This is a genomic window from Gemmata sp. SH-PL17 (assembly GCF_001610855.1).
GTDB classification, from domain to species: domain Bacteria; phylum Planctomycetota; class Planctomycetia; order Gemmatales; family Gemmataceae; genus Gemmata; species Gemmata massiliana.
In genome coordinates this window covers 7408281-7431089 of sequence record NZ_CP011271.1, presented here as the reverse complement: position 1 = coordinate 7431089, position 22809 = coordinate 7408281, and the positions used below count along the sequence as shown (strand labels likewise).

At 63.6% G+C, this 22809-nt stretch carries 19 protein-coding genes and 1 riboswitch; of the genes, 12 read left to right on the top strand and 7 right to left on the bottom strand.

What is annotated here, in order from left to right:
• Positions 1-85: 85 nt before the first annotated feature.
• Positions 86-287: riboswitch (cobalamin riboswitch) on the bottom strand.
• 129 nt (positions 288-416) lie between these two features.
• Positions 417-2666, top strand: coding sequence for a PQQ-dependent sugar dehydrogenase (locus VT84_RS30825; protein WP_052556984.1), 2250 nt, complete (start codon positions 417-419; stop codon positions 2664-2666).
• A 250-nt stretch (positions 2667-2916) separates the two neighbouring features.
• Here the strand turns inward: VT84_RS30825 and VT84_RS30820 are convergent, their stop codons facing one another.
• A complete protein-coding gene (locus tag VT84_RS30820) occupies positions 2917-3384 on the bottom strand; it encodes a RidA family protein (RefSeq protein ID WP_052556983.1) in 468 nt (155 codons plus the stop codon).
• Positions 3385-3500: 116 nt separating this feature from the next.
• Here VT84_RS30820 and VT84_RS30815 point away from each other — a divergent pair, with 116 nt between their 5' ends.
• Positions 3501-5747, top strand: coding sequence for a DUF1549 and DUF1553 domain-containing protein (locus VT84_RS30815; RefSeq protein WP_082842216.1), 2247 nt, complete (start codon positions 3501-3503; stop codon positions 5745-5747).
• 124 nt (positions 5748-5871) lie between these two features.
• Here VT84_RS30815 and VT84_RS30810 read toward each other — a convergent pair whose 3' ends face one another.
• On the bottom strand, positions 5872-6375 hold the full coding sequence (locus tag VT84_RS30810) for an HIT family protein (protein ID WP_082842215.1): 504 nt from the start codon (positions 6373-6375) through the stop codon (positions 5872-5874).
• Between the two features lie 269 nt (positions 6376-6644).
• On the opposite strand from VT84_RS30810, the gene rpmF reads away from it, so the two are divergent.
• Together rpmF and plsX are read left to right on the top strand one after the other, a co-directional pair.
• Positions 6645-6839 (top strand): 50S ribosomal protein L32, encoded by a 195-nt coding sequence (gene rpmF, locus VT84_RS30805; protein WP_082842214.1) that lies wholly within the window; start codon positions 6645-6647, stop codon positions 6837-6839.
• Between the two features lie 3 nt (positions 6840-6842).
• On the top strand, positions 6843-7850 hold the full coding sequence (plsX, locus tag VT84_RS30800; RefSeq protein ID WP_082842213.1) for a phosphate acyltransferase PlsX: 1008 nt from the start codon (positions 6843-6845) through the stop codon (positions 7848-7850).
• Positions 7851-8005: 155 nt separating this feature from the next.
• Here the strand turns inward: plsX and VT84_RS30795 are convergent, their stop codons facing one another.
• From VT84_RS30795 to VT84_RS30780, 4 genes are all read right to left on the bottom strand, one after another.
• Complete coding sequence (locus VT84_RS30795; protein ID WP_082842212.1) at positions 8006-9571, bottom strand: DUF4139 domain-containing protein; 1566 nt, start codon at positions 9569-9571, stop codon at positions 8006-8008.
• A gap of 91 nt (positions 9572-9662) precedes the next feature.
• Positions 9663-10076, bottom strand: coding sequence for a large conductance mechanosensitive channel protein MscL (gene mscL / locus VT84_RS30790; RefSeq protein WP_082842211.1), 414 nt, complete (start codon positions 10074-10076; stop codon positions 9663-9665).
• A 109-nt stretch (positions 10077-10185) separates the two neighbouring features.
• On the bottom strand, positions 10186-10455 hold the full coding sequence (locus VT84_RS30785; protein ID WP_082842210.1) for a hypothetical protein: 270 nt from the start codon (positions 10453-10455) through the stop codon (positions 10186-10188).
• A gap of 347 nt (positions 10456-10802) precedes the next feature.
• Positions 10803-13058: a tetratricopeptide repeat protein gene (locus VT84_RS30780; RefSeq protein WP_082842209.1), complete on the bottom strand. Its 2256-nt coding sequence runs from the start codon at positions 13056-13058 to the stop codon at positions 10803-10805.
• Between the two features lie 315 nt (positions 13059-13373).
• Between VT84_RS30780 and VT84_RS30775 the strand changes: the two genes are divergently transcribed.
• Complete coding sequence (locus VT84_RS30775; protein ID WP_082842208.1) at positions 13374-14975, top strand: serine/threonine protein kinase; 1602 nt, start codon at positions 13374-13376, stop codon at positions 14973-14975.
• Positions 14976-15158: 183 nt separating this feature from the next.
• Complete coding sequence (locus VT84_RS30770; protein ID WP_052556963.1) at positions 15159-15626, top strand: RidA family protein; 468 nt, start codon at positions 15159-15161, stop codon at positions 15624-15626.
• 112 nt (positions 15627-15738) lie between these two features.
• Here the strand turns inward: VT84_RS30770 and VT84_RS30765 are convergent, their stop codons facing one another.
• Positions 15739-16137 carry a hypothetical protein gene (locus tag VT84_RS30765; RefSeq protein ID WP_157470016.1) on the bottom strand — a complete coding sequence of 133 codons (399 nt, stop codon included), beginning with the start codon at positions 16135-16137 and terminating at the stop codon, positions 15739-15741.
• Positions 16138-16528: 391 nt separating this feature from the next.
• Here VT84_RS30765 and VT84_RS30760 point away from each other — a divergent pair, with 391 nt between their 5' ends.
• The 6 genes from VT84_RS30760 (at position 16529) to VT84_RS30735 (ending at position 22780) form a co-directional block, all read left to right on the top strand.
• Positions 16529-17467 carry a sugar phosphate isomerase/epimerase family protein gene (locus tag VT84_RS30760; protein ID WP_082842206.1) on the top strand — a complete coding sequence of 313 codons (939 nt, stop codon included), beginning with the start codon at positions 16529-16531 and terminating at the stop codon, positions 17465-17467.
• A 64-nt stretch (positions 17468-17531) separates the two neighbouring features.
• Positions 17532-18185 carry a Uma2 family endonuclease gene (locus VT84_RS30755; protein WP_082842205.1) on the top strand — a complete coding sequence of 218 codons (654 nt, stop codon included), beginning with the start codon at positions 17532-17534 and terminating at the stop codon, positions 18183-18185.
• A 170-nt stretch (positions 18186-18355) separates the two neighbouring features.
• Positions 18356-19027 carry an esterase family protein gene (locus VT84_RS30750; RefSeq protein WP_204249668.1) on the top strand — a complete coding sequence of 224 codons (672 nt, stop codon included), beginning with the start codon at positions 18356-18358 and terminating at the stop codon, positions 19025-19027.
• Between the two features lie 105 nt (positions 19028-19132).
• Positions 19133-20050: a RimK family alpha-L-glutamate ligase gene (locus VT84_RS30745; protein WP_239465503.1), complete on the top strand. Its 918-nt coding sequence runs from the start codon at positions 19133-19135 to the stop codon at positions 20048-20050.
• 166 nt (positions 20051-20216) lie between these two features.
• Positions 20217-21569, top strand: coding sequence for a hypothetical protein (locus VT84_RS30740; RefSeq protein ID WP_082842204.1), 1353 nt, complete (start codon positions 20217-20219; stop codon positions 21567-21569).
• Positions 21570-21670: 101 nt separating this feature from the next.
• Complete coding sequence (locus VT84_RS30735; protein ID WP_082842203.1) at positions 21671-22780, top strand: carboxylate-amine ligase; 1110 nt, start codon at positions 21671-21673, stop codon at positions 22778-22780.
• The last annotated feature ends 29 nt before the right edge of the window (positions 22781-22809 follow it).

Here is a 22809-nt window from a genome sequence, read left to right as displayed (position 1 = left end):
CCGCGTGCGTGAAATCGGGCGGGTTGCTGCGCGCGCAGCGGAGAAACGAGACCGGCCCGTTCACCGGCCCGGTCCGGGGCCACGAACGTTGGAATCGCCAACGGGCAGGTCTTCTGGCTCACGGCTCTTAGCGAGTCTCGCGCAGCCTTCCCGCGGTTGCCCGCAGTGGCGTGGGAGCGCGAACCTCTGGCCGAACACAGCAGCGGCCCTGCGCCGGAATTGCACCGGCTTCCCTTTTCGTCCGCGGCAGAAGCACCCGCCGCGGAACCCGTCTGGCGAACTTACAGCATAGCGACCCCGAACCGCGCGGCAACGCGCGCCGGAGCGGAACGGGAAATTCGTACTAAGGTTCGTGAAATGCACTTCTCCGGCGGGTACAGTGTGGCCACGCATTTCTCTCCCAAGGAATTCTCCTCATGCGTGTCACCTCGTGCGCGATAGTCGTAGCCGGGTTGCTGATCGGCGGTGCGTTCGTGCTCGGACCGCGTTCGTCCGCGCGCCCGACCGAAACCGAACCGGTCCGCAAGGCCACCGGCATCGAGAAACGAGAACTCTGGACAGCATCCAAAGTTGCCGGCTCGCCAGAACCGCCGGACCCGTTCGTCATGGTGAAGGCGTACCCCAAACTGAGTTTCAACGAGGCACTCGAACTGACTGCGGTGCCGGGCCAGAAACTGTGGGCGCTCGCGGAACGGCCCGGCAAGGTTTACGTGTTCGATATGGACCCTGCAAAGACCGAGAAGAAGCTCGTGCTCGACGTGAAACGCGGGATCTACGGACTCGCTCTGCACCCGAAATTCGCTGAGAACGGTTACTTTTACGTGTCGTCCATCACGGCCGGTGACAAGCCCGACGGCACGCGCATCTCGCGCTATACCGTGACCGATCGCGAGAAGATGACGGCCGATCCCAAGAGTGAGAAGGTGGTCTTCACGTGGCCCTCTGGCGGGCACAACGGCGGCTGCATGCGGTTCGGGCCGGACGGCTTCCTCTACCTCTCCACCGGCGACGGGAGCGGCATCGCGGACGGTCTGGAAACGGGGCAGAACCTAGGCACCGTGCTCGGGAAGATTCTCCGCATTGACGTGGACAAGGAAGCCGACGGCAAGCCCTACGCGATCCCGGCGGACAATCCGTTCGCGAGCACCCCGGGCGCACGCGGCGAGGTCTGGGCTTACGGTATCCGGCAGTGCTGGAAAATCAGCTTCGACTCCGCAACCGGCGATTTGTGGGCCGGCGAAGTCGGCCAGGACTTGTGGGAGATGGTCTACAAGATCCAGAAGGGCGGCAACTACGGCTGGAGCGTGACCGAAGGCGCCCACCCGTTTCGGCCCGAGCGCAAGAAGGGGCCGACTCCGATCCTGAAGCCGGTCGTCGAGCACAACCACACCGAAGCGCGGTCGATTACTGGCGGCTTCATCTACCACGGCAAGAAGCACGCGGACTTGAAGGGCGCTTACGTGTACGGCGACTTCGACACCGGCCGCACCTGGATGCTGAAGTACGACGCGAAGGCCGACCGCGTCACGGCCCACACCGAACTCGCGAAAACCAACCTGCGCATCGTCGCGTGGGGCCAGGACCACGACGGCGAGGTCTACGCACTCAACTTCATTGACGGCGGGATTTATCGGTTCGAGCCGAACCCGTCTGTCGCACAGGAGCGGGTCGCGTTCCCGCGCAAACTGAGCGAAACCGGGTTGTTCGCGTCCACAAGGGACCACGCCCCGGAGAAGGGGTTGATCCCGTACTCGGTGAACTCGGAACTTTGGTCCGACGGCGCGAGCAAGGAGCGGTTCATTGCGATCCCGGGTGAATTGCAGGTCGAGTACGAGACGATGACCTACCCGCAGCCGGCGCCGGGTTCGGTTCCGGGCTGGCGGTTCCCCAACGGCACCGTTCTCGTGAAGACGTTCGCGCTCGAAACCGAACCGGGCAAAAAGCGCCGACTCGAAACGCGGCTACTCGTGGCCTCGGTGCTGGGCGGCACGGAGGAGTACGGCGACCAGGTGTGGAACGGCTACACGTACATCTGGAACGACGAGCAGACCGACGCGGAACTCGCGGACAAAAAGGGCGTGGACCGCGAGTACACCATCAAGACCGCGGACGGGGAGAAGAAACAGAAGTGGCACTTCCCGAGCCGGGCGGAGTGCAATATGTGCCATACGGTGACGGCAAAATACGCCCTCGGTGTGAACACGGCTCAACTGAACCGCGACCACAATTACCACGGCGTGGTCGCGAACCAACTCGCGACGCTCGATCACATCGGGATCTTCACGAAGAAGCTCCCAGCTCCCGCGGAGAAGCTCCCGAAGTTCGTGGACTACCGCGACGAGAAGGCGAGCGTCGAGGACCGTGCGCGGGCGTACCTACACGCGAACTGTAGTCACTGCCACCGGAAATGGGGCGGCGGGAACGCGGAGTTCCAACTGCTCGCCACGCTCCCGGTCAAGGAACTGGGTGTGCTCGATACGAAGCCGGGGCAGGGGAGCTTCGATCTCAAAGACCCGCGCATCTTGGTGCCCGGCGACCCGGCGCGCTCGATGATCTACCACCGGATGACGCTTACCGGTTTGGGCCGGATGCCGCACATCGCGTCGAACGTGGTCGATGAACCCGCGCTCAAACTCGTTCACGACTGGATCAAACAGATGAAATGAGGGTCGTGACGGGCTTCACCCGTTCGTTGGTACGCATGATTCCTGGGGCTTTCTTGGCGAACGGCCGGCGTGAACCGGTCGGTGAAATGCGGACGCGAAACGCATTTTTTGACAGGATTAACAGGATCAACCGGATTAAGACCGAACGCGAGATTGGCTTCTGAATCTTGTCGATCCTATTAACCCTGTCAAATTTCTGCATTGGAGATCATCACCTGCTCGTTATCACGAACGGGTGTAGTCGCACTGCTTACTTCTTGAGTTGGAAGATCGCTTCGACTTCAACGCTTGTGCCGAGTGGGAGTTGCGCCATCCCGAGGGCGGTGCGAGCGTGGCGCCCGGCCTCTTGGCCGAACACCTCTTTGAGCAGGTTCGTTGCCCCGTTGATGACGAGGTGACAATCGGTGAAGTCCGGGTCCGTGTTGACGTACCCGGTCACGCGCACGACGCGCTCGATCCGGTCCAGCGAGCCGAGTTTCAGAACGATGGCCCGCAGAATGTTCGCGGTACACAGGGCGGCGGCTTTGGTCGCGTCCTCGACCGACACCTGCGACGGCACCTTGCCCTTGCTCGTCAGCACGCCCGCGTCGTAGGGCACCTGCCCGGAGGCGTAGAGCGTTTCACCCAGGACCGAGAGCAAGTCGATGACCGGCCCCTCTTTCGGTCCGCGGTCGAGAGGGAACCCAGCGGCTTCGAGCTTCTGTTCGCGATCGCCCATGACGGTCTCCGATTCGTGATGTTTTGGAACTGTTGTATGGGCCGTGTTTCCAGTTTCCCCCGCGGAACGTTCCGGTTAAGATCGCTTGAGGTTTCCCGCGCACCGAGGAACAGGAAATGCGGCTGCTGCCCCGCTCTTCCGCCATCGTCGGGCTTCTGATCGCCGCTTACTGGGCGCCCGCCGCCGAACCGCCCGGAGCGGAGTGGGCGTACAGCACGTTCAAGCGCCCCGCGGTCCCGGCACTTCCGGACCCGAAATCACGCGCCACAAACGAGATCGACCGGTTCCTGCTCGCCGCGCTCGCTGAGCACAAACTCGCGTTCGCACCGGAAGCGGACCGGCGCACGCTGATTCGCCGCGTGTACTTCGATCTCATTGGGCTTCCGCCTACGCCCGAACAGGTCGAAGCGTTCGTCGCGGATCAGTCGCCGGATGCCTACGAAAAGCTGGTGGACAAGCTCCTGGCCGCACCGCAATACGGCGAGCGACAGGCGATATTCTGGCTCGATCTCGTGCGGTTCGCCGAAACGGACGGGTTCAAGGCCGATGACCCGCGCCCGCTCGCGTGGCGGTACCGCGATTACGTCATCAAGTCGTTCAACACGGACAAGCCGTTCGATCGCTTCGTGAAAGAGCAACTCGCGGGAGACGAACTCTACCCCGATGACTCGGACGCGACCGTCGCTACCGGTTTCTTGCGGCACTACCCGGACGAATACAACGCGGTGAACCTGGAGCAGCGCCGGTACGAGATCATTACCGACATTACCGACACGACTTCGGCCGCGTTCCTGGCGCTCACGTCAGGCTGCGCGCGGTGCCACGATCACAAGTACGACCCGATCACGCAGAAGGACTATTTCCGGCTGCAAGCGTTTTTCGCGGGCTACTGGCCCACGGAATCGCCGCTGATTTCGTCCAAGAATCGTGCGGAGTACGAGAAGAAACTTGCAGCGTGGGAAACCAAAACGGCCGACGTGCGTGCCGCGATCGCGGCGATCGAAGACCCGTACCGCAAGAAAGAGAGCAACCGGCAACGCGGCCGGTTCCCGGACGAGTACGTGAGCTTGGTCGACATCCCGTTCGAGTCGCGAACACCGCTCCAGCGACAACTCGCGGCGATGGTGGAGAAACAGGTTTACATTCGCGGCGACGTCTCTAAGAGCCTCAAGCCGGCGGAGAAAGAGCAGATGGAGGTGCTGAAGGCGCGCCTCGCGGAACTATCGAAGGAAAAGCCGACCGAGCCAGTGCGAGCGATGGCGATGACCGACCTCGCCGCCCCGCCGACCACGAAACTCTTCAAGCGCGGGAACTGGCAGAAACCCAGCGACGAACTGGTGCCCGGGTTCCTCTCGGCCATCGACGACCGCGACGCCGACACGAAGCCGCTCGGGGCCTCGTCCGGGCGCCGGTCCGCGCTCGCGAACTGGATCGCGTCGAAGGACAACCCGCTGACGGCCCGCGTGATCGTGAACCGCATCTGGCAGCAGCGGTTCGGAGCGGGACTGGTTCGCACGTCGAGCGACTTCGGCGTGACCGGAGACCGCCCCACGCACCCGGAACTGCTGAACTGGCTCGCCAGCGAATTGGTGAACCCCTCCCCAACCCCTCCCCTAAACGGAGAGGGGCTTAATACCGCCTCTGGTTCTGCTCCCCCTTCCTTCTTAGGGAAGGGGGCTGGGGGGTTAGGTACTGCTCCCTGGTCCCTCAAACACATTCACCGGTTGATTGTGCTCTCCAGCGCGTACCGTCAGGGCACCCACGGGGCGCACGCGGGCGAAAAGATCGACCCCGAGAACAAGCTGCTCTGGCAGTTCCCGCGGCGCCGGCTCGACGGCGAAACGCTCCGGGACGCGATGCTCGCGGTGTCGGGGCAACTCAACCCGAAGGCGGGTGGGCCGAGCGTGTTCCCTGAGTTGCCGCCCGAACTCCAGAAATCGGCGGGCGCCCAGTGGAAGGTTTCGGTCGATGTCGCAGAGCGGAACCGGCGCAGCGTGTACGTGTTCGTGAAGCGCAACCTGCGCTACCCGCTGTTCGCTCTCTTCGACGCACCGGACCGCAACGAAACGTGTGCGCGTCGGTTCGTGACCACCACCGCGCCACAAGCACTCACGATGCTGAACGATTCGATCGTCATCGGCTTCGGTAAGGCACTGGCGGACCGCGTTACGAAGGAAGTGGGCGCGGGCCGGGAGAAATTCATCGACCGCGCGTTCTACCTGACGACCGGGCGCCCCGCGACCAGCGAAGAAAACGCGGCCATGCTCGGCTTCCTGACGCGACACAAAGGCACCGCGAGCGAAGCCGCGACCGACCTCTGCCACGCGCTGCTGAATCTGAGCGAGTTCCTCTACGTCGACTGAGAGGGTCAGTTCCAGGATTTCCAGAGTTCCACGTTCCAGAAGTTGAAGGCACGAACCCAAACACTATTGCCTTTAACTCTGGAATGCTGGAACTTGGAACTTCTGGAACTTGGGGCTCTTGGAACTAACGAACCAATTCTTCCGTAATCAGGTCGTAAAGCGCGTCGAGCGACTGCGAGATGACGTGCGTGTCGCCCGTTACTGCCATGAAGTTCTGATCGCCGGCCCACCGGGGCACGATGTGCCAGTGCAGGTGTCCCGGCACGCCGGCCCCGGCCGCCCGGCCGAGGTTCAGGCCGACGTTGAACCCGTCAGCGTTTATCCGCTTTTCCAGAATAGCGATCATCTTGCGCATCACGAGTTGCAGGTCGAGCAACTCGTCGGTGGTGAGATCGTTCAGACCGGCCTTGTGCGCGAGCGGAGCGACCAGGAGGTGCCCGTTGTTGTACGGGAACCGGTTCAGCACCACGGCCGACAATGCGGTGCGGTACACCACCAAGTTCGCACGGTCCTCTTCCTTTGTGCCCGCTCCGGTGCGGCACAGGAAGCACTCGGGACCGGTCGCGGGTGGCTTCTCCTTCGGCGCGGTGATGTACGATAGCCGCCACGGTGCCCAGAGCGTATCCATAAAAGTCTCTCCCATCCCTCCCGTGCGTTTCGGGCGGGTCCAAAGCAGCCGGTACCTCGGACTCAGGACCGTTTTCTCCCGTTCTTTTTTACGGACCGGGAGCCGTTCTCCCCGCGAGAACGCTTTTGCCCACTGTCCGATTCCCGGTGGCGGCGTAACTTGTGATTTCACGAACGGGGGAGTGGGTGGGCGCGTTCCTTGACTGTCGCGGGGGGCGGTCCTAACATGACCGTCTTAACTCGGAATTCGACACGACCGCGAGAATCGTCATGGCAGTACCCAAAAGGCGCACCTCACGCTCCCGAAAAGGCACGCGGCGCAGTCACCACCACGTGACCGCGGTGCAGATCCAGTTCTGCGCCCGGTGCAACGAGCCGGTGATGCCGCACCGCGTTTGCTCCAACTGCGGGTTCTACCAGGGCCGCGACGCGATCCTGGTGGAAGACGACAAGCAAGGGAAGTGACCTATGCGGATCGCCCTCGACGCGATGGGCGGCGATCACGGACCGGCCCCGAACGTGGGCGGCGCCGCACTGGCGCTCGCCGCGAACCCCGACCTGACGCTGGTTTTTGTTGGCGACCAGGGGCAACTCGACCCGTTGCTCGCTGCCGCCTCGTTACCCGCCGGGCGGGTCGAGGTGGTTCACGCGCCGCAATTCGTTGAGATGAAGGAAAAGCCGGGCGAGGCGCTCCGCCGGAAACCGGGGGCGTCCATTTTTCGCGCCTGGCAACTGCTGGCCGAAGGCAAAGTGGACGGGCTCGTCTCGGCCGGTAACACCGGAGCCGTCGTCGCCGGCGGCCTGATGTCTCGCCGGTTCCTCAAGGGCGTCCACCGGCCCGGCATTGCGACGGTCATGCCCACCGCCAAGGGGCGCTGCGTCATTATGGACGTGGGCGCCAACGTTTTCCCCAAACCGCGTCACTTGCTCCAGTACGGCGTGATGGGGAGCGTGTTCGCCAAGCACATCCTCAACATCGAGCGCCCCAGCCTGGGCCTGATGAACGTCGGCGAGGAAGAGGGCAAGGGCCACGAACTCGTTCAGAAAACCTTTGAGTTATTCCGCTCCAGCACCTTCACCGACCGCTTTGTCGGGAACATTGAAGGCCGCGACATCCACCGCGGCGCCGTCGATGTGGTCGTCACCGACGGCTTCACCGGAAACGTGGTGCTGAAGCTCAGCGAGGGCGTGCTGGAATTCGTTGTGGGACTGGTGAACCACGAAGTGATCGGTTCACTCCAGGCCGAACGCGAACAGGCGCAACTCGCACTGAAGGGGCTGCTCGCCAAGTACCACTACAGCGCGGTCGGCGGCGCGCCGCTCCTGGGGGTCGAGGGCGTGTGCATCATTTGCCACGGTTCCTCGAAGGACAAGGCGATCGCGAGTGCGCTGGGGATGGCCGCACTCGACGTGCGCGTGAAACTGAACGAGAAGATCGTCACCGAACTCGAAGCGCTGCCCAACGGCGACGAGTAGGGAAGGATGAAGAGCCGCGGATCATGCAGATAACGCGGATCAGACAAAGACAATATTGATGGAACTAACGAGATCGCCAGGATGAATAAGTCCTGGCGATTTTTGTTTGATCTGCGTGATCCGCGTTATCTGCGGTTCTAATTTCATCCGCCGCCTCAGTGTGGCATGAGTACGGTGTAGCTGTACTTCAGCTTCTTTTCTTCGCCGCCCTTCAGTGGCAGTGTCCAAACTAGTTCCTGGCGCTTGTTCACCGAGTACACGCCTTCTTCGCGGAGCTGTTGCTTCGGTGATGCGTCTGCCTGAATCAGTTCACCCGAGAAACGCCGGCGCACCAGGACCGAGATCGTTTCCTTGCGGTGGTTGCTGACGGCCAGTTCACCCTCCACGGTCGTCTTGCGGTACTGCCGCCCGCCAATCCAGATGAGGTCGCGCCCGCTGCCGTCCTTGTTCAGTTGCTCGTTCTCCGTCGCCCGCGTGCGGACACTCAGAGCCTTCTCGACGCGGAGCAGCGTTTCCTCACCCGAATTGACCCAGTACGACGTGCGCTGACCGTTGAACTGGCCGTTTGCGGTGACCGTCGCGGGGCCGGTCGTCATCGGGAACGGGAGCGGGTTTTTGAACTTCAGTGCGTCCCACGCATCGCCCTCGCCGGCGTTCTCGGGCTGGCCGTAGGTGTTCCGCGTGTCGGGCACCATCCACTCGACGATGCGTTCGTACTCCGACTTCCCCTTCGCCACCGTCAGCGCGAGCGCATCGCCCTCGGCGAGCGTGCGCGGCCCGATCGACTGGTAGTGTAAGTCGACTCCTTCGCCGCTCGGGGTGGCGCCAAGAGCGAGTTCCGCGCGCCCGCTCCAGGGGTTACTGGTGATCCGTTGTTGTGAAGAGATGGAGTTGCCCAGTGCGTCGATCTCCCGTGCCCGGTACCCCGCAAGCTCACTGAAGAAATTCGCCCAACTCGTGCGCGGCGCGAGCGGCGAACGGACGTGGGCGTACTCGACGCTGGGGTATCCGGAGATGAGCCGCACCTCGGCCCCGGTGAGGTCGGCGAGTTCGTTGCGCACGACCGCGTGCTGTTCGAGTTGGAGCGTCTTCGGGTCGGAAATGTCGATCCGGTAGCTCGGCGCCCACGACAGTCCGTGCGCGATGTAGCGGATCGTCACCTTCGTTTCGGGCCGGTCGTTGTTCGGGAGCGTGAGAACGAGTTGCGGGCGCCGGCGGGTCACCTTGTCGCCCGCGTCCTCTGCTTCGACGGTGGCGACTTCGCTCGGGTCGACATACACGCGGCCCTTCGGCGTCTGGAGCACGAGGAACCGGCCCGCCGCGGCCTCTTCGCCATTCGCGGGCTTGATCTTCATCATTACCCCGGCGGCCGGGGCGCGCTTGTCGCTCTTGAAGTACACCGTCACCTTTTTGCCCGCGAGGTCGTCTTGCAGGTTGCCCGGGGGAGCCTCGGATACGGGCACTTCCACGTCGCGCATCTTCACGACGGCTTCAACGGTACCGGTGCTGTCGATCCAGAACGTGCCGTGGACCGGTTGCGGAACGTCGTCGACCGAGTACGAGCCGGCTTTGCCCAGCGTGACCTCGCGCTTGACGATGGCGAGGCCGTTCTTGAACAGGTCGACGCTGACGATCTTGCTCTTCACCGGTGGGTCATCGGCGCGGGCCGGTGCGGAAAACGTGGCGACCAGTGCGAGCGCGAGTGCGCGGAGCGTGCGCATGAGTTCCCTTTCGCAAGAGGAGGCTGGCCCGACAATGTAGCGTCTCCCGCTTACGAGCGAAACCGTTTTGCGCGTAACCCTTACAACCGCGTTACGTTTGGGGCGGGACCGGGGGCGTGCTTTGTTTGAGCAGGTCACGGATCTCGGTGAGCAGTTTTTCAGTCGGGGTCAGTTCGGCCGGCTTCACCTCGTCGTCCTTGAGAATGTACTTGTGCAGCGCGTTCATCCCCTTCACCACGAGGAACATGCAGAACCCGACGATGACGAACGTGATGAGCGTTTGGGCGAAGACGCCCCACGCGAGCTTCGCGTCCTTGTAGAGCGTGATCGACTGTGCGGACACGTCGAACCCGCCCGTTGCGAGGCCCACGATCGGCATGAAGATGTCGCGTACCAGCGATTCCACGATCTTCCCGAACGCGGTGCCGATCACGATCCCGACCGCGAGATCGACCACGTTGCCGCGCAGGATGAACTTCTTGAACTCCTCGAAGAACGAGCGCATGCCGCCTCCGGATTGAGAAAGGGGAAGGGAGATGCGCGGGAGACCTGCGAATTGCGTTCCGAACGGCCAAGAGGGACGAGCCGCTGTGGGGCACATGTGGCCCCACGGGTCAGTTCGTGACGTGCGAGCGGTTGTCACCGATGCGGCTGCCGATCCACGCGATGAGGATCACCAGGCCGATAATGCCCAGGATAATCAGGATGCCGTCGAGCGGCGGGTCTTCGCGCTCAGCACCCGGTTCGGCTTTGGTGCGGGCGGTCGCGCGCGCTGTCGGTTGTGCTTGTTCGGTTTGTGGCGTAGCAGTCGCCGTTGAGCCGGCGAAAATCAGCGCGACCGCGAGCAGCAGTGTGCGAACAGATGTAGCAACGTAAGCAGGCATCGGATGCCTCCCCGGTATGAGGTATGTGCCGGGAATCGTGTCCCTATTGACACCCGAGTTCACTCTATTGTTCGCTCGCCACGAGCCAAAATTAAAGGGGCACGCACACGAATTGCTGTACCGCGTGATACGAACAGGAGTTGGAGCAGAAACGCAACGAGGTCAACCACGAAAGGACACGCGAAGCAGAGGTGCGGGTCGGACAAGAGAAACGAAAACAGATTGGCCACAAAAAGGCACAAAGGGCACAAAAGAAAACCGAGCACCAAGCATTTCTACCTTCTGGTTTTCGGCTTTTTTTTGTGCCCTTTGTGCCTTTTTGTGGCCAATCTCTTAGCTACTCAGCCTCACGTCGCCTTGCGCGCGGCGGCGACGAGTTCCGAGCAGTGCCCTTCGAGGTCGCGGTTACCAGTGCGCCGAGCGGTTTCGAGTCCGCCTTCGGCGAAGTGCAGCGCCTTCGCCCCGTTCTTCATCCGGAGCATTTCTTCCGCGGCGGTCGTGTAAAACTTGCCCTCGTCCGGGTGCATCGCGACGAGCGCCTCGAACTCGGCCGCGGCCTTCTCCGCCTCCTTCGACTTCACGTAGAGTTGGGCCTTGCGGAGCTTGTACTCGGTCGCGCGGTGTCCGCCGTTGTGGTCCGCGTCGTACTTCGTGCCCTGGTCGATGAGTTCCACAGCACGTGCCGTGTCGCCGGTCGCTGCAGCGCCGGTGATCGCCGTCGCGTACAGTCGGTAGCGGTCCGGGGTGGTCGCGTCGAACGGCTTCAGCAACCCGGCCTGTGCGAGCGCGACCGCCAGTTCGCGGGCGTCGAGCTTCACGGCCGTCAGCATCGCCTGTTCCAGTTCGCCTACAGACAGCGCGGCCAAGTCCAGGGCCGCGAGTTCGGACGTGTTCATCGAGCCGATGTCGCGCTTCTTCGGAGCGGGCGGTGCTTCCGGCTGACGCGGGGCTTCGGGGGCCGCTTTCGCTTCGGCTGGCGCGTCGACAGGGACGTGAACTTGCGGCGGGGCCGCGCTCACGTACTCCATGCCGAGCTTGTGCCGGAGCTGCGCAAAGTCGTAAACCTCGATCGGGACGGCTTCTTCGCCGACTCGCTTGTGCGGCAGGGCCGATTTGAGGCAGTCTTCGAGGAACTTCACCACGCCGAACACGTGCTTGCGCAGCACCTTGCTGCCCATCGCGTCGATCGCGTTGTTCCCGGAGAGCGCCTTCAGCGGCTTGTGAATCCAGAGGTTCTCGAAGTAGTTGGTCGCGTGCCCGCGGAGCTTGGCCTCCAGCATGGCCTCGTCCCCGGACCCGGCCGGCTGCGCCAGGGCTTCCAGCACCACGTCGCGGAAGTTTAGCGGGTTGGTGCTCTCGACCGGTTGCTCGACGGCCAGTTGCAGCGCGGTGCGCAGCTCGTCGGCTACGCGCGCCACCGATTCGCGGTTCGGGTGGCTGAGCCGGACGATGCCCTGGCCGATGAGCACCGTAACGCGGGCCGTGATGCGGGCCAGGTTCACCGTGCCGACCGTGAGCAGCGACGGGATCTCTTCGACGATCAGCCCGAACAGGATGCCACGCTCCTGGTCGACCTGGGCGCCGCGGAGCTTACCGGCCTGTTCGTAGGCCCCGAGCAGGCGCATCACCGCGTTCTGGTCGCGGATCGGCAGCACGAACGAGTGGCCCAGGTGGTCGGAGTCGTTCTCCATCCCGAACCCGCACCGGAGCACTTCCGCCAGCGCGCCCGCTTCTTCCGCGCGGTAGTCGTCCGTTTCCAGTTCGATCGACTTCACGAGCGCGGCCACGGCCTTGGGCTGTTCACCCAGCCACGCGAACACGAGCCCCAGGTTGAACCACGCGGCGGGGTCGTCCGGGGTGACGGAGGTCAGGTTCTCGAACGCTTTGCGGGCGTCGGAGAGTTTACCGGTCGCGGCGCTTTCGGGAACCGGCTTCGCGGTCGGGCGGAACGTGTACTTCTTGCACGCCGCGGCCGGGAACGGACCGTCCGGGCCGAATTCGCCGTCGAGTTGCGCCCGCAGTTCGGCGTCAGCCGGTTGCACGTGGGCGGCCCGCTCCAGTGCCGCACGCGCGGCGACCGGGCGGTTCAGCATCGACTCGCTCTGGTAAATCTTGACGTACACGGCCGCGATCTGGTCGTGCGCTTCCGGGTCGTAGGCTTCCGCGGCCTTACGGTAGAGCAGGAGCGACCCGATGAGTTCGCCCTCGTTCTCGCGGAACTGCCCGCGGAGGAAATACGCCATCCCGAAGTTCGGGTTCAGTTCCAGCGCTTTGGACAGCGCTTCTTCTGCCTGCTCGAACTTCTGGGTGTACCCGGGTGGCGGTTCATTCGCGCCCGCCACCCTGCGCGCCGCAGGACCGCGTGCCGCGGTTTCGAGTTCCGCCGCGCCCGCCTTGTAGAGGAACTGGGCGTAGTACAGCCACACCGAAGGGTTAGTGGCGTGGGTCGTGAGCAGCCCCTTGATGGTCTGAAGCGCCGCGTCGTGTTGCCCCTGCTCCTCTTGGTCGAACGCCTTCTCGACGGTCTCGAAGTAGGGGGCGCAGCACCATTTAAACTTTTTCCCGCTGCCGCACGGGCACGAGACGTAGGGATCGAGAGGCATTTTCGGTCACCTTGGGGCGGAAATTGAGAGCCGACGATAGCGGTTGTCGGAGTTACAATGGTGTCGTGGGGCGAATCGCGCGACCCGATCGGGGGCGCGCCGGCTCCGACGTTACCGTTCGTTCTGCTCAGAATAGTGGGTCTGGTTACACCTGAAAACGGGACGGCGGTAGTTTGACAGGGGCAAAACTCGTCCTAATTTTGCGTGCCGCGATCCCGGTGTGGCGGAACGCGAATCCGTCGTGCGGGGTCGAAACCGCACCCCGACCCGACCAATTTGCCGGTCCGCACCGGCTTCTCGAAGGACGAATTCCCAATGGTGACGAGCGACCTCGGAGCGTGCGAGTGGTTCGTGTGGGACCTGCGGCGCAGCGGGCTCATCGACCGCGGCCCGCTCGATCAGATCGTCGGCGAGTTCCTCAAGCGCAACCCCCGTGCGGAAGCCCCGTCCCTGGCCGAGTTCCTCGTCGACCAGGGCACTCTGACCGCGTTCCAGGCCGAGCGAATTCTGAACGGTAAGAGCCAGGGCCTCGTGCTCGGGCCGTATGTGCTCCTCGACGCGATCGGCGCCGGGAGCATGGGGCAGGTCTACAAGGCCAGCTCGAAGAACGACAACAATCACTACGCGGTGAAGGTGCTCCCGCGGCGCAGCATGTGGAACGTCCGGCTGGCCCGGCGCCAGGTGCGGTCGTTCGGGAGCTTCACGCACCCGGCCGTCGTCCCGTTCGTGGACGTGGGTACCGCCGGCGGGCTGCACTACCTCGCGTGGCCCCTCGTTGAAGGCACCACGCTCGACGCGATCATCCAACACAACGGCAAACTGCCCCCGAACCAAGTCGCGCTCTATGGCGTGCAGATCGCGCAGGGGCTGACGATCGCTCACCAGAGCAACCTGTTCCACGGCCTCGTGAAGCCGTCGAACGTCATGATCGGCTCGGACAACCAGGCCCGGATGCTCGACTTCGGCATCGGGTCGCTGCTGGTCGAGAACGAGGGCGAGAGCCTCGTGGACACGATGTCCACCGCGAACACGCTGACGAGCGGCCTGGATTGCGCCAGCCCCGAAAGCATCATGGAGCCGACCAACCGGACCCCGGCCGGCGACCAGTACAGCCTGGGCTGCGTCCTGTACTACGCGCTCACGGGCCACGTGCCGTTCCCGGAAGGGTCGGCCGTCGAGAAGATGATGGCCCACCAGACGAAGGAGCCGACGCCGATCCGCGAACTGGCCCCGAACGTCCCGCCCGGCCTCGAAGAGATCGTGCAGCGGTTGATGGCGAAGGCGCCCGAAGGGCGCTACAGCGGGTGCGACGAAGTCGTCGAAGCGCTGGAGCCGTTCCTGGGCGACCTCAACCAGATCCCCGGCGGCATCCCGGGTGGGAGCCGCGCGGGAGCCGCCGGCCTCGGGAACCGTTCGAGCGGCCACATGCCCGGTCTGCCGGGCCGGTCGAACCCCGGATCGCGCATCACCCTTCCGAACAAACCCTCGCCGAGTTCCGGCGCCCGCCCAATTCCCAAACCGCAGTCCGGCCCGGTCACACCGAACACACAGACCCCGCAACCGCCCCGCTCCACGGTGAGCGCGAACCTCCCGGGCCGGGCCTCGTTCCAACTGCCCGTTCCGGACGAGAACGACACCGGAGCCGGCGTGCCGATCAACACCCCGCCCGCGGGCGCACGCAGCGCGCTGCCGAAGCTCCCGACTCGTAGCGCCACGAGCACCCGGCCCGAACCGAAGCCCGTGAAGGCCGCCCCGCCGCCCGCCCCGGTTATCGAGGAGGACGAGGCAGAACTCGCGGACGCTTGGGCCGAGGAAGTGCCGGAGCGCAAGAACAACACCGGGGCGATCGGGCTGGCCGCAATAGCGATCGTGCTGATGATCGCCGTCTACATCGGCGCGACCATGCTCATGAAGTAACCGCGTGAAGTGAACCACACCCGTCCGCCGACTCGCACGCCCCCGGGAGCGCCAGCTTCCGGGGGCGTTTCTTTTTCCAGGAGACGAGCCGCGACCGCTTGGTTTGGAGGAGGGCGGCGCTTGCCCCGCACGGATCGGGCGATTATCACTATGCCAGTCACCTAACTCGATGGAGGCTCACCCGTGTCGAGCACCCCAGAAAAGCGCGTTCAAGAACTGCACCTCACGCTCCCGCCGGCACCGAAGCCGGTCGCGGTGTACAAGACCGCGGTGAAGTTCGGCAACCTGCTGTTCGTGTCCGGGCACGGCCCGCTCAAGGCCGACAAGACGCTGATTACCGGGCGCGTCGGCAAGGATCTGAACACCGAACAGGGGAAAGAGGCGGCGCGCCAGACGGGGTTGGCCATCCTCGCGACCATCAAGGAGCAACTCGGTTCGCTCGACAAGGTGAAGAAACTGCTGAAGACCTACGGCATGGTGAACTGCACCGACGACTTCCTCGAGCAGCCGAAGGTCATCAACGGCTTCTCGGAACTGATGAAGGACGTGTTCGGCGACGACGGCGTCGGCGCGCGGAGCGCGGTCGGCCACAACTCGCTGCCGGGGAACATCGCCGTCGAGATCGAGTGCATTTTTGAAGTGGAAGCGTAATTGTCTGCAAAAAGTCGTCGGCCGGTTCGCGCCGGCTGATGAGAACTCGTTGCGCTGGGCGCGGAGTTTTCATCAGCCGGCGCGAACCGGCCGACGACTTTTTGCAGACAATTTACGACATCGCGGTGACGAATCGGCCCACGCCGTCGGCCTCGGTCACGAACTTCGCGCCGACGAACTCGGCGAACTTCTCGCGGCCCGCGGTGCGCTCCGAACCGACCACCACGACTTTCAAGTCGGGCAGCGTCTGGCGCAGTTTGACGCAGGCGAGGTACCCGCTCTCTTCCCCGGTGTTTTCGGGGAGCAGAACCGCGTGCGGATCGGTCTCCGCGGCGGTGGCGTGAACATCGTGATCGGCGTTAACCGTGTGAACCTCCCAGCCCAGCTTGCGGAAGTGGTCGGCCACGTTCGCTCCGAGCGCGAACCGGCCGGCCAGAACGACCCGCTTGGCGGCCCGTTGCGGAGTAAGTGTCGCGGTGCATTTGCTACCGGTGATAGTCATGATCCTCATTTTCCTTTCCTACCGACTCCCACCAGACAGACACGGTAGTTTCCCAATAGTTCGCGTCCGGGGGGATTAACTTGCGCCCGACGGCCAAAATTTGGCATTTCTTCGTCTGGGTTGCTGCCGTCGGGCGCTCGGGCGTGAAATCGGCGTGCGCGCTCCGGATACTTCTTGCCAGCGCCGAAAGTCGCGGCTAGAACCGAGCTTCCGGCGCCCTGATCCCGGCGCGATCTTCTGTCGAATGCACCAGCATAGAACAGAGTCCCGCGCCGAGGGAATGAGGAACATAGTGGGTGCGGTGGAGCGAGTCGAGGTCGGATGGTTTGAGGGACGCTCGCTATAATCACTTGCACCGGACCGCCGTTACGCTTCTCCCAATGTCACCAGAGGTTCCGTCATGGCGAAGGCTCGCATCTCGATCGGCACGTGGGCGTATTTATTTAACCAGGAACAACCGACGAACGACTTCCACGTCATTCTGCACAAGCTTCAGGATCTCGGTTACGACGGCGTGGAACTGGGCAGCTTCGGCCCGCACCCCAGCCCCGTGTCGCACCCGACAAAGGCCAGCCGCCAAAAACTCCGTAAAGAGATCGCCGATCACGGGTTAGCGCTCTCGGGGATCGCAGTGGACCTGTGGGCCTTTAAGAATCCTGGTACCTCCATTGTTGACGAGAACCCGGCCGCGTACCTAACGGCGTTCCTCGGGTGGTGCGCGTTCGCCGCGGACCTCGATGTTAAGACGATCCGGGTCGATACAGTGATTGCGCCGGATTATTTTGAAAAAGAAGGAAAAGAACTCGGCGCGGAAAAGGGGATGGAGCGGATCGCGTCCGCGTGGGACAAGGCGAGCAAGATAGCCGCGGACTACGGCATGAACATCTGCTGGGAGTTCGAGCCGGGCTTCGCGTTCAACAAGCCCTCGGAAATTGTGCGCCTGGTCGACATGGTACGGGCGAAGGGGAACAATAACTTCGGCGTGCTCTACGACACCTGCCACGCGCACATGTGCGCCGTGGTCGCGGCGAACCAGACCGGCACCAAGGAAACGCTCCCGGGCGGTGAACTGGAGTTGCTTGAGAAACTGAAGGGTAAGATCACCCACGTCCACGTGATCGACAGTGACGGCAGCCTGAACGAGCACAACACCTCGACGCACAACCCGTTCGGCACCGGCAAACTCGACTTCGACAAGCTCGCCCCGGCGCTCCTGAAGGCCGAGGTACCGCACGACTGGTGGTGCGTGGACCTGTGCTTCTGGCCGCACGCCTGGGACGTGACCGCACAGAGCAAGAAGTACCTCGACAAGCTCCGCGATAAGTTCGCCGCAGCGTGATACAATCGGGGCTGGCGAGCGGGGGGCGTGAAGCCCCCATTTCTTTCGTTTCGAGGGCCAGCGGATGGTGACGGCGACGGAGGCACCGTACTCCTTTGCGGACCTGCACGCACAGCTCGGCGGCATCCCGCTGAACCGCATCCGCATGCGCCCGTCGCCGGGCAGCGCGACGGAAAGCGATCTGGCGCGCGCGGGCAAGCCGGTCTGTGAATTAATCGACGGCGTCCTCGTGGAGAAGCCGATGGGGACGCTCGAATCGCTGCTGGGACTATACATCGGCCGGTTGATCGCTGCTCACGTAGAAGCCGGCGATCTGGGCGTCACGCTCGGTGAAGCGGGATTCATTCGATTGGGCGAGAATCTCGTTCGCGCGCCCGATGTGACGTTTATCCCGTGGTCCGAGTTCCCGAACGACGAGGTTCCCGCCGACGAAGCGTTCTGGACGGTCGCACCGGGCTTGGTCGTCGAGGTTCTCAGCCCGTCGAACACGGTCGCCGAGATCGATCGGAAGCTCGCGGAGTTTTTCGCGGTCGGGTGCAAGCTCGCGTGGACCATCGACCCGCGTGCGAAGACGGCGCGAGTGTACACCTCGGCGAAGAAGTTTAAGGAACTGGACGAGGCCGGTATTCTCAGTGGCGGAAAGGTGTTGCCGGGGTTCAGCCTCGCGCTCGCGGAGTTGTTCGCGGCGCCGAAGCGCAAGAAGAAAAAGCCGCGGTAAGGCTGTGCGCCCCTGCTGACCAATTCGCTCGTGCGTTTGAGCGGTCCCGCCGTTGCCGAAGGGCGCGCGGGTTCGCATACTCGCTCTAACTCCCCTCTCTTCACACCGCGATTCGGGCCTTCATGCACCGGGCGTATCACCGCTGGTGGAGTCCAGCGCTCCACCGCGATATGGAACTGCTTGAATTCGGGCACGGCGGGGCGCGGGTGATCGCGTTCCCCACGTCGCGCGGGCGCTTCTTCGAGTGGGAGAACCGCGGGCTGGTTCACGCACTGGGGCACGCGCTCGAAAACGGGTGGCTGCACCTCGTGTGCCTGGACGCGGTGGACGCCGAGAGCTGGTACGCCTACCACGAGCACCCCGGCGCCCGGGCGTGGCGCCACGAGCAGTACACAAACTACGTCATGAACGAGGCGCTCCCGTGGGCGCGATGGCGGAACGACCACCCGTTTACGATCTTCGCCGGGGCGAGTTTCGGGGCGTTCCACGCGCTGTCGATGGGGCTGCGGTACCCGGACCGGGTAAACCGCATTCTGAGCATGAGCGGGCTGACCGACATTAAGATGTTCATGGGCGGATACCACAACGAAACCGTTTACTCGCAGAACCCGGTAGACTTTATCCCGAACGAACACGACCCCTGGCGCCTGGACCGGCTCCGCGAGCAGGAACTCATTCTCGCGGTGGGGCGCGAGGACCGCTTACTGAACCAGAACCGGGAACTGTCGGGTAAACTGTGGGACAAGGGAATCGGGAACGCCCTGCGCGAGTGGGACGGCATGGCCCACGATTGGCCCGTGTGGCACGACATGGTTCGGATGTATATTGGTGGGCACGATTGATTGCGGTTTTTTGATCGCGGATTGGAAGGCACTCGGCGCGGATCGTTTCTCCGTTTTGCAATCAGCAATCTGCGATCGAAAATCTTGATTCACCGAGGGCATGACGTGAAACGTGTCGGCGTGATCGTGGGGCGCGAGTGGTCGTTCCCACCGCGGTTCATCGACGAGGTGAACGGGCGGAACGCGGGCGTCGTCGCGGAGTTCGCCAAGCTCGGCGGCACCCGGATGGACGAGCCGGTGCCGTACAGTGTGCTCGTGGACCGCATCTCACACGAGGTGCCGTACTACCGGAGCTACCTGAAGCACGCCGTTCTCGAAGGCGTAACGGTCATCAATAACCCGTTCATGTGGACGGCCGATGACAAGTTCTTCGGCGCGTCGCTGTGCGCGAAACTCGGCCTCGCGCACCCCAAGACGATGGCGCTGCCGAACAAGGACTACGTTCCCGGCATCGTGAAGACGGAGAGCTTGCGGAACCTCGAGTACCCCATTAACTGGCAGGGGATCGCGGACTACGTCGGGCTGCCGTGCATCCTCAAGGACGCCCACGGCGGGGGCTGGCGTGGGGTGTACGTGTGCCACAGCGTCGAGGAACTGATCCGCTACTACGACAGCTCCGGGCTGCTCACGATGATCGCCCAGGAGTTCATCCAGTGGGACCAGTACGTCCGGTGCATGTGCCTGGGCCGGAACCTCGTGCTCCCGATGCCCTACGACACCAACAATCGCCGGTACGTTCCCGACCAGAATTACCTCACGCCCGCGCTCCGGAACCGCGTGATCGACGACTCGCTGAAGCTCGTCGACGCGCTCGGTTACGACATGAACACGGTGGAGTGGGCGATCAAGGACGGCGTGCCCTACGCGATCGACTTCATGAACCCGGCGCCCGACATGGACGTGAACTCGCTCACCCCCGAATACTTCGAGTGGGTGGTGAAGCACATGGCCGATCTGGTCATCGACCAGGCACTCAACCCGCGCCCGCAGTTGGCGGAATTGAAGTGGGGCAAACTCTTTTAGGCGAACGGCCGGTGTGAGCCGGCTGGTTACTGTGTTGCGAGCGGCGTGGCGTAAGCCCGCCGGTTTTTTAAGGCACCACCGGCGGGCTTACGCCGCGCCGTTCGCCAATTCAGCGCGCAGAGAGGCACCAGCCGGCTCACGCCGGCCGTTCGCCCGGAGAGTTGCCATGTCCGACGCCATTTCCTGCTACCACGACCTGCTCGCGTCCGGGTCGGCGCTCGCGGCCGATTCGCAGGCCGCGCTGGAGAAGGTGCAGCAGCTCCGCGGGCTGCTTTTCGGGACGCGCCCCGTGTGTACCGTGTTGCGCCCGCGGTTCTTGACGCCGGCCCAGTACCGGCTACTGCACGACACGGTAAGCACGCTGCTCCCCGCGTTCCAGACGATGTACGACCGCGCGCTGGCCGATCCAACCTTTCGCCAGCAGTTCCGCGTGCTCGACTGGGAAGAGCAACTGCTCGGGATCGACCCCGGGTTCCCCGACCCCAGCCCGACGAGCCGCTTCGACACGTTCTTCGCGTCGGACGACGAGTTGCTGTTCACCGAGTTCAACACCGAAACCCCCGCCGGTGCCGGGTACTCCGACGCGCTCGCCGAGCTTTTCTACGGCGTACCAGTGTTCCAGGAGTTCCAGCGCCGGTTCCGCGTGAACCCGATCCCCGCGAAACCCGGTGTGTTGCACGCGCTCACGGACTCGTTCAAACAGTGGCAGGGGCACGTATCCGACGCACCGCGGATCGCGATCCTGGACTGGCGCGAGGTGCCCACGTTCAGCGAGTTCGTGCTCTTTTACGATTACTTCAAGGCGATGGGCATCGAGGCCCGGATCGTGGACCCGCGCGAGGTGGAGTACCGCGACGGCAAGCTCATGGCAGGCGACTACCACATCACGCTCATTTACAAGCGCGTACTCATCAGCGAGCTGGTCGAGCGCGGCGGGATCGATCACCCCGTTGTGCAGGCGGTGCGCGACCGCGCGGTCTGCATGGTGAACTCGTTCCGGTGCAAGATCCTGTTCAAGAAGGCGTCGCTCGCGGTGCTGTCCGATGAGCGGAACGCAGCGCTGTTCACGCCGTCACAACTAGCCGCGATCGCACGTCACATTCCGTGGACGCGCGTCATGGAGGCGCGAAAGACCACTATCGACGGCGTAGAGATCGACCTCGTGCCGTGGGCGTCGGCGAACAAGGACCGGCTCGTGCTGAAGCCGAACGACGACTACGGCGGGAAGGGGATCGTGCTCGGCTGGCTCGTCGACCAGCGCGCGTGGGACGACGCGATCCAGACCGCGCTCGCGCTGCCCTACGTCGTCCAACAGAAGGTGAAGCTCCCCTACGAGGCGTTCCCGAGCTTCGAGAACAATTCGCTCCACGTCCTCGACCGGATGCTGGACACGAACCCCTACGTCGCGTTCGGGGCGTTCATGCACGGGTGTCTCACGCGCATCTCGACCGAGGAACTCGTCAACGTCACCGCGGGCGGCGGGTCCACCGTGCCGACGTTTCTCGTTGAGCCCCGCTGACGCGAAGCGCGAAGTTCCAAGTTCCAAAGTTTCGAGTTCCGAGTTACAACACGGTACCTCTCTGGCTCGGAACTCGGAAACTTGTAACTCGGAACTTCTTTATGAAAGCCCCGTCGCTCACGCTCGGCATCGAGGAGGAGTACCAGATCATCGACCCCGCGACGGGGGAGTTGAGGTCGTACATCACGCAGATTCTGGACGAGGGCAAGGTCACCCTGAAGGAGCAGATCAAGGCCGAGTTGCACCAGTCGATGGTGGAAGTGGGCACCGAGATCTGTCAGACGCCGAACGATGCCCGCAACGAACTGGTGAAGCTGCGTCGGAGCATCAGCGAACTGGCGGGACGGCACGGGCTGGTGATCGCGGCCGCCGGTACGCACCCGTTCTCGAATTGGGAGAAGCAAGAGATCACGCCGTTCGAGCGCTACCTCGGCGTTCAGAACGACATGCAGGATCTCGCGCGCCAGTTGCTCATCTTCGGCACGCACGTTCACATCGGGATCGAGGACCGCGACTTCCTGATTGATGCGATGAACGTGGCCCGGTACTTCGCGCCGCACATCTTGTGTCTCAGCACGTCGTCGCCGTTCTGGACCGGGCGCAACACCGGTCTGAAGAGCTACCGCTCGATCATCTTCCGCCACTTCCCTCGATCCGGCGTCCCACCGCTGTTTACTGACTGGAGCGAGTACAGCGGCATGGTGGACACGATGACGCGAACCGGGTGCATCCCGGACGGGTCCAAAATCTGGTACGACGTGCGCCCGAACCACCGCTACCCGACTCTCGAATTCCGCATCTGCGACGTCTGCACAAAAGTGGATGAGGCGGTGTGCATCGCGGCGCTGTTCCAGGCGATCATCGCGAAACTGTGGAAACTCCGGCGCGACAACATGACGTTCCGCGTGTACCCGACCGAGTTGATCGAGGAGAACAAGTGGCGCGCGGTGCGGTACGGCCTGGACGGTAAGTTGCTCGATCTCGGCAAACAGAAAGAAGTGCCGGTCCGCGAGCTGATTCACGAGCTGATCGACTGGTTCCTGCGCGACGTGATCGACGAACTCGGCACGCGCAAGGAGATCGAGTATGCGTATAAGATTCTGGAAAGCGGTTCCAGCGCCGACCGCCAACTGAAGACGTACACTCAAACCGGCACGACGCGGTCAGTGGTCGACCAGTTGGTGCGGGAGACGCAGGAGGGGATTTCTTAGGCGAACGGCCGGCGTGAGCCGGCTGGTGG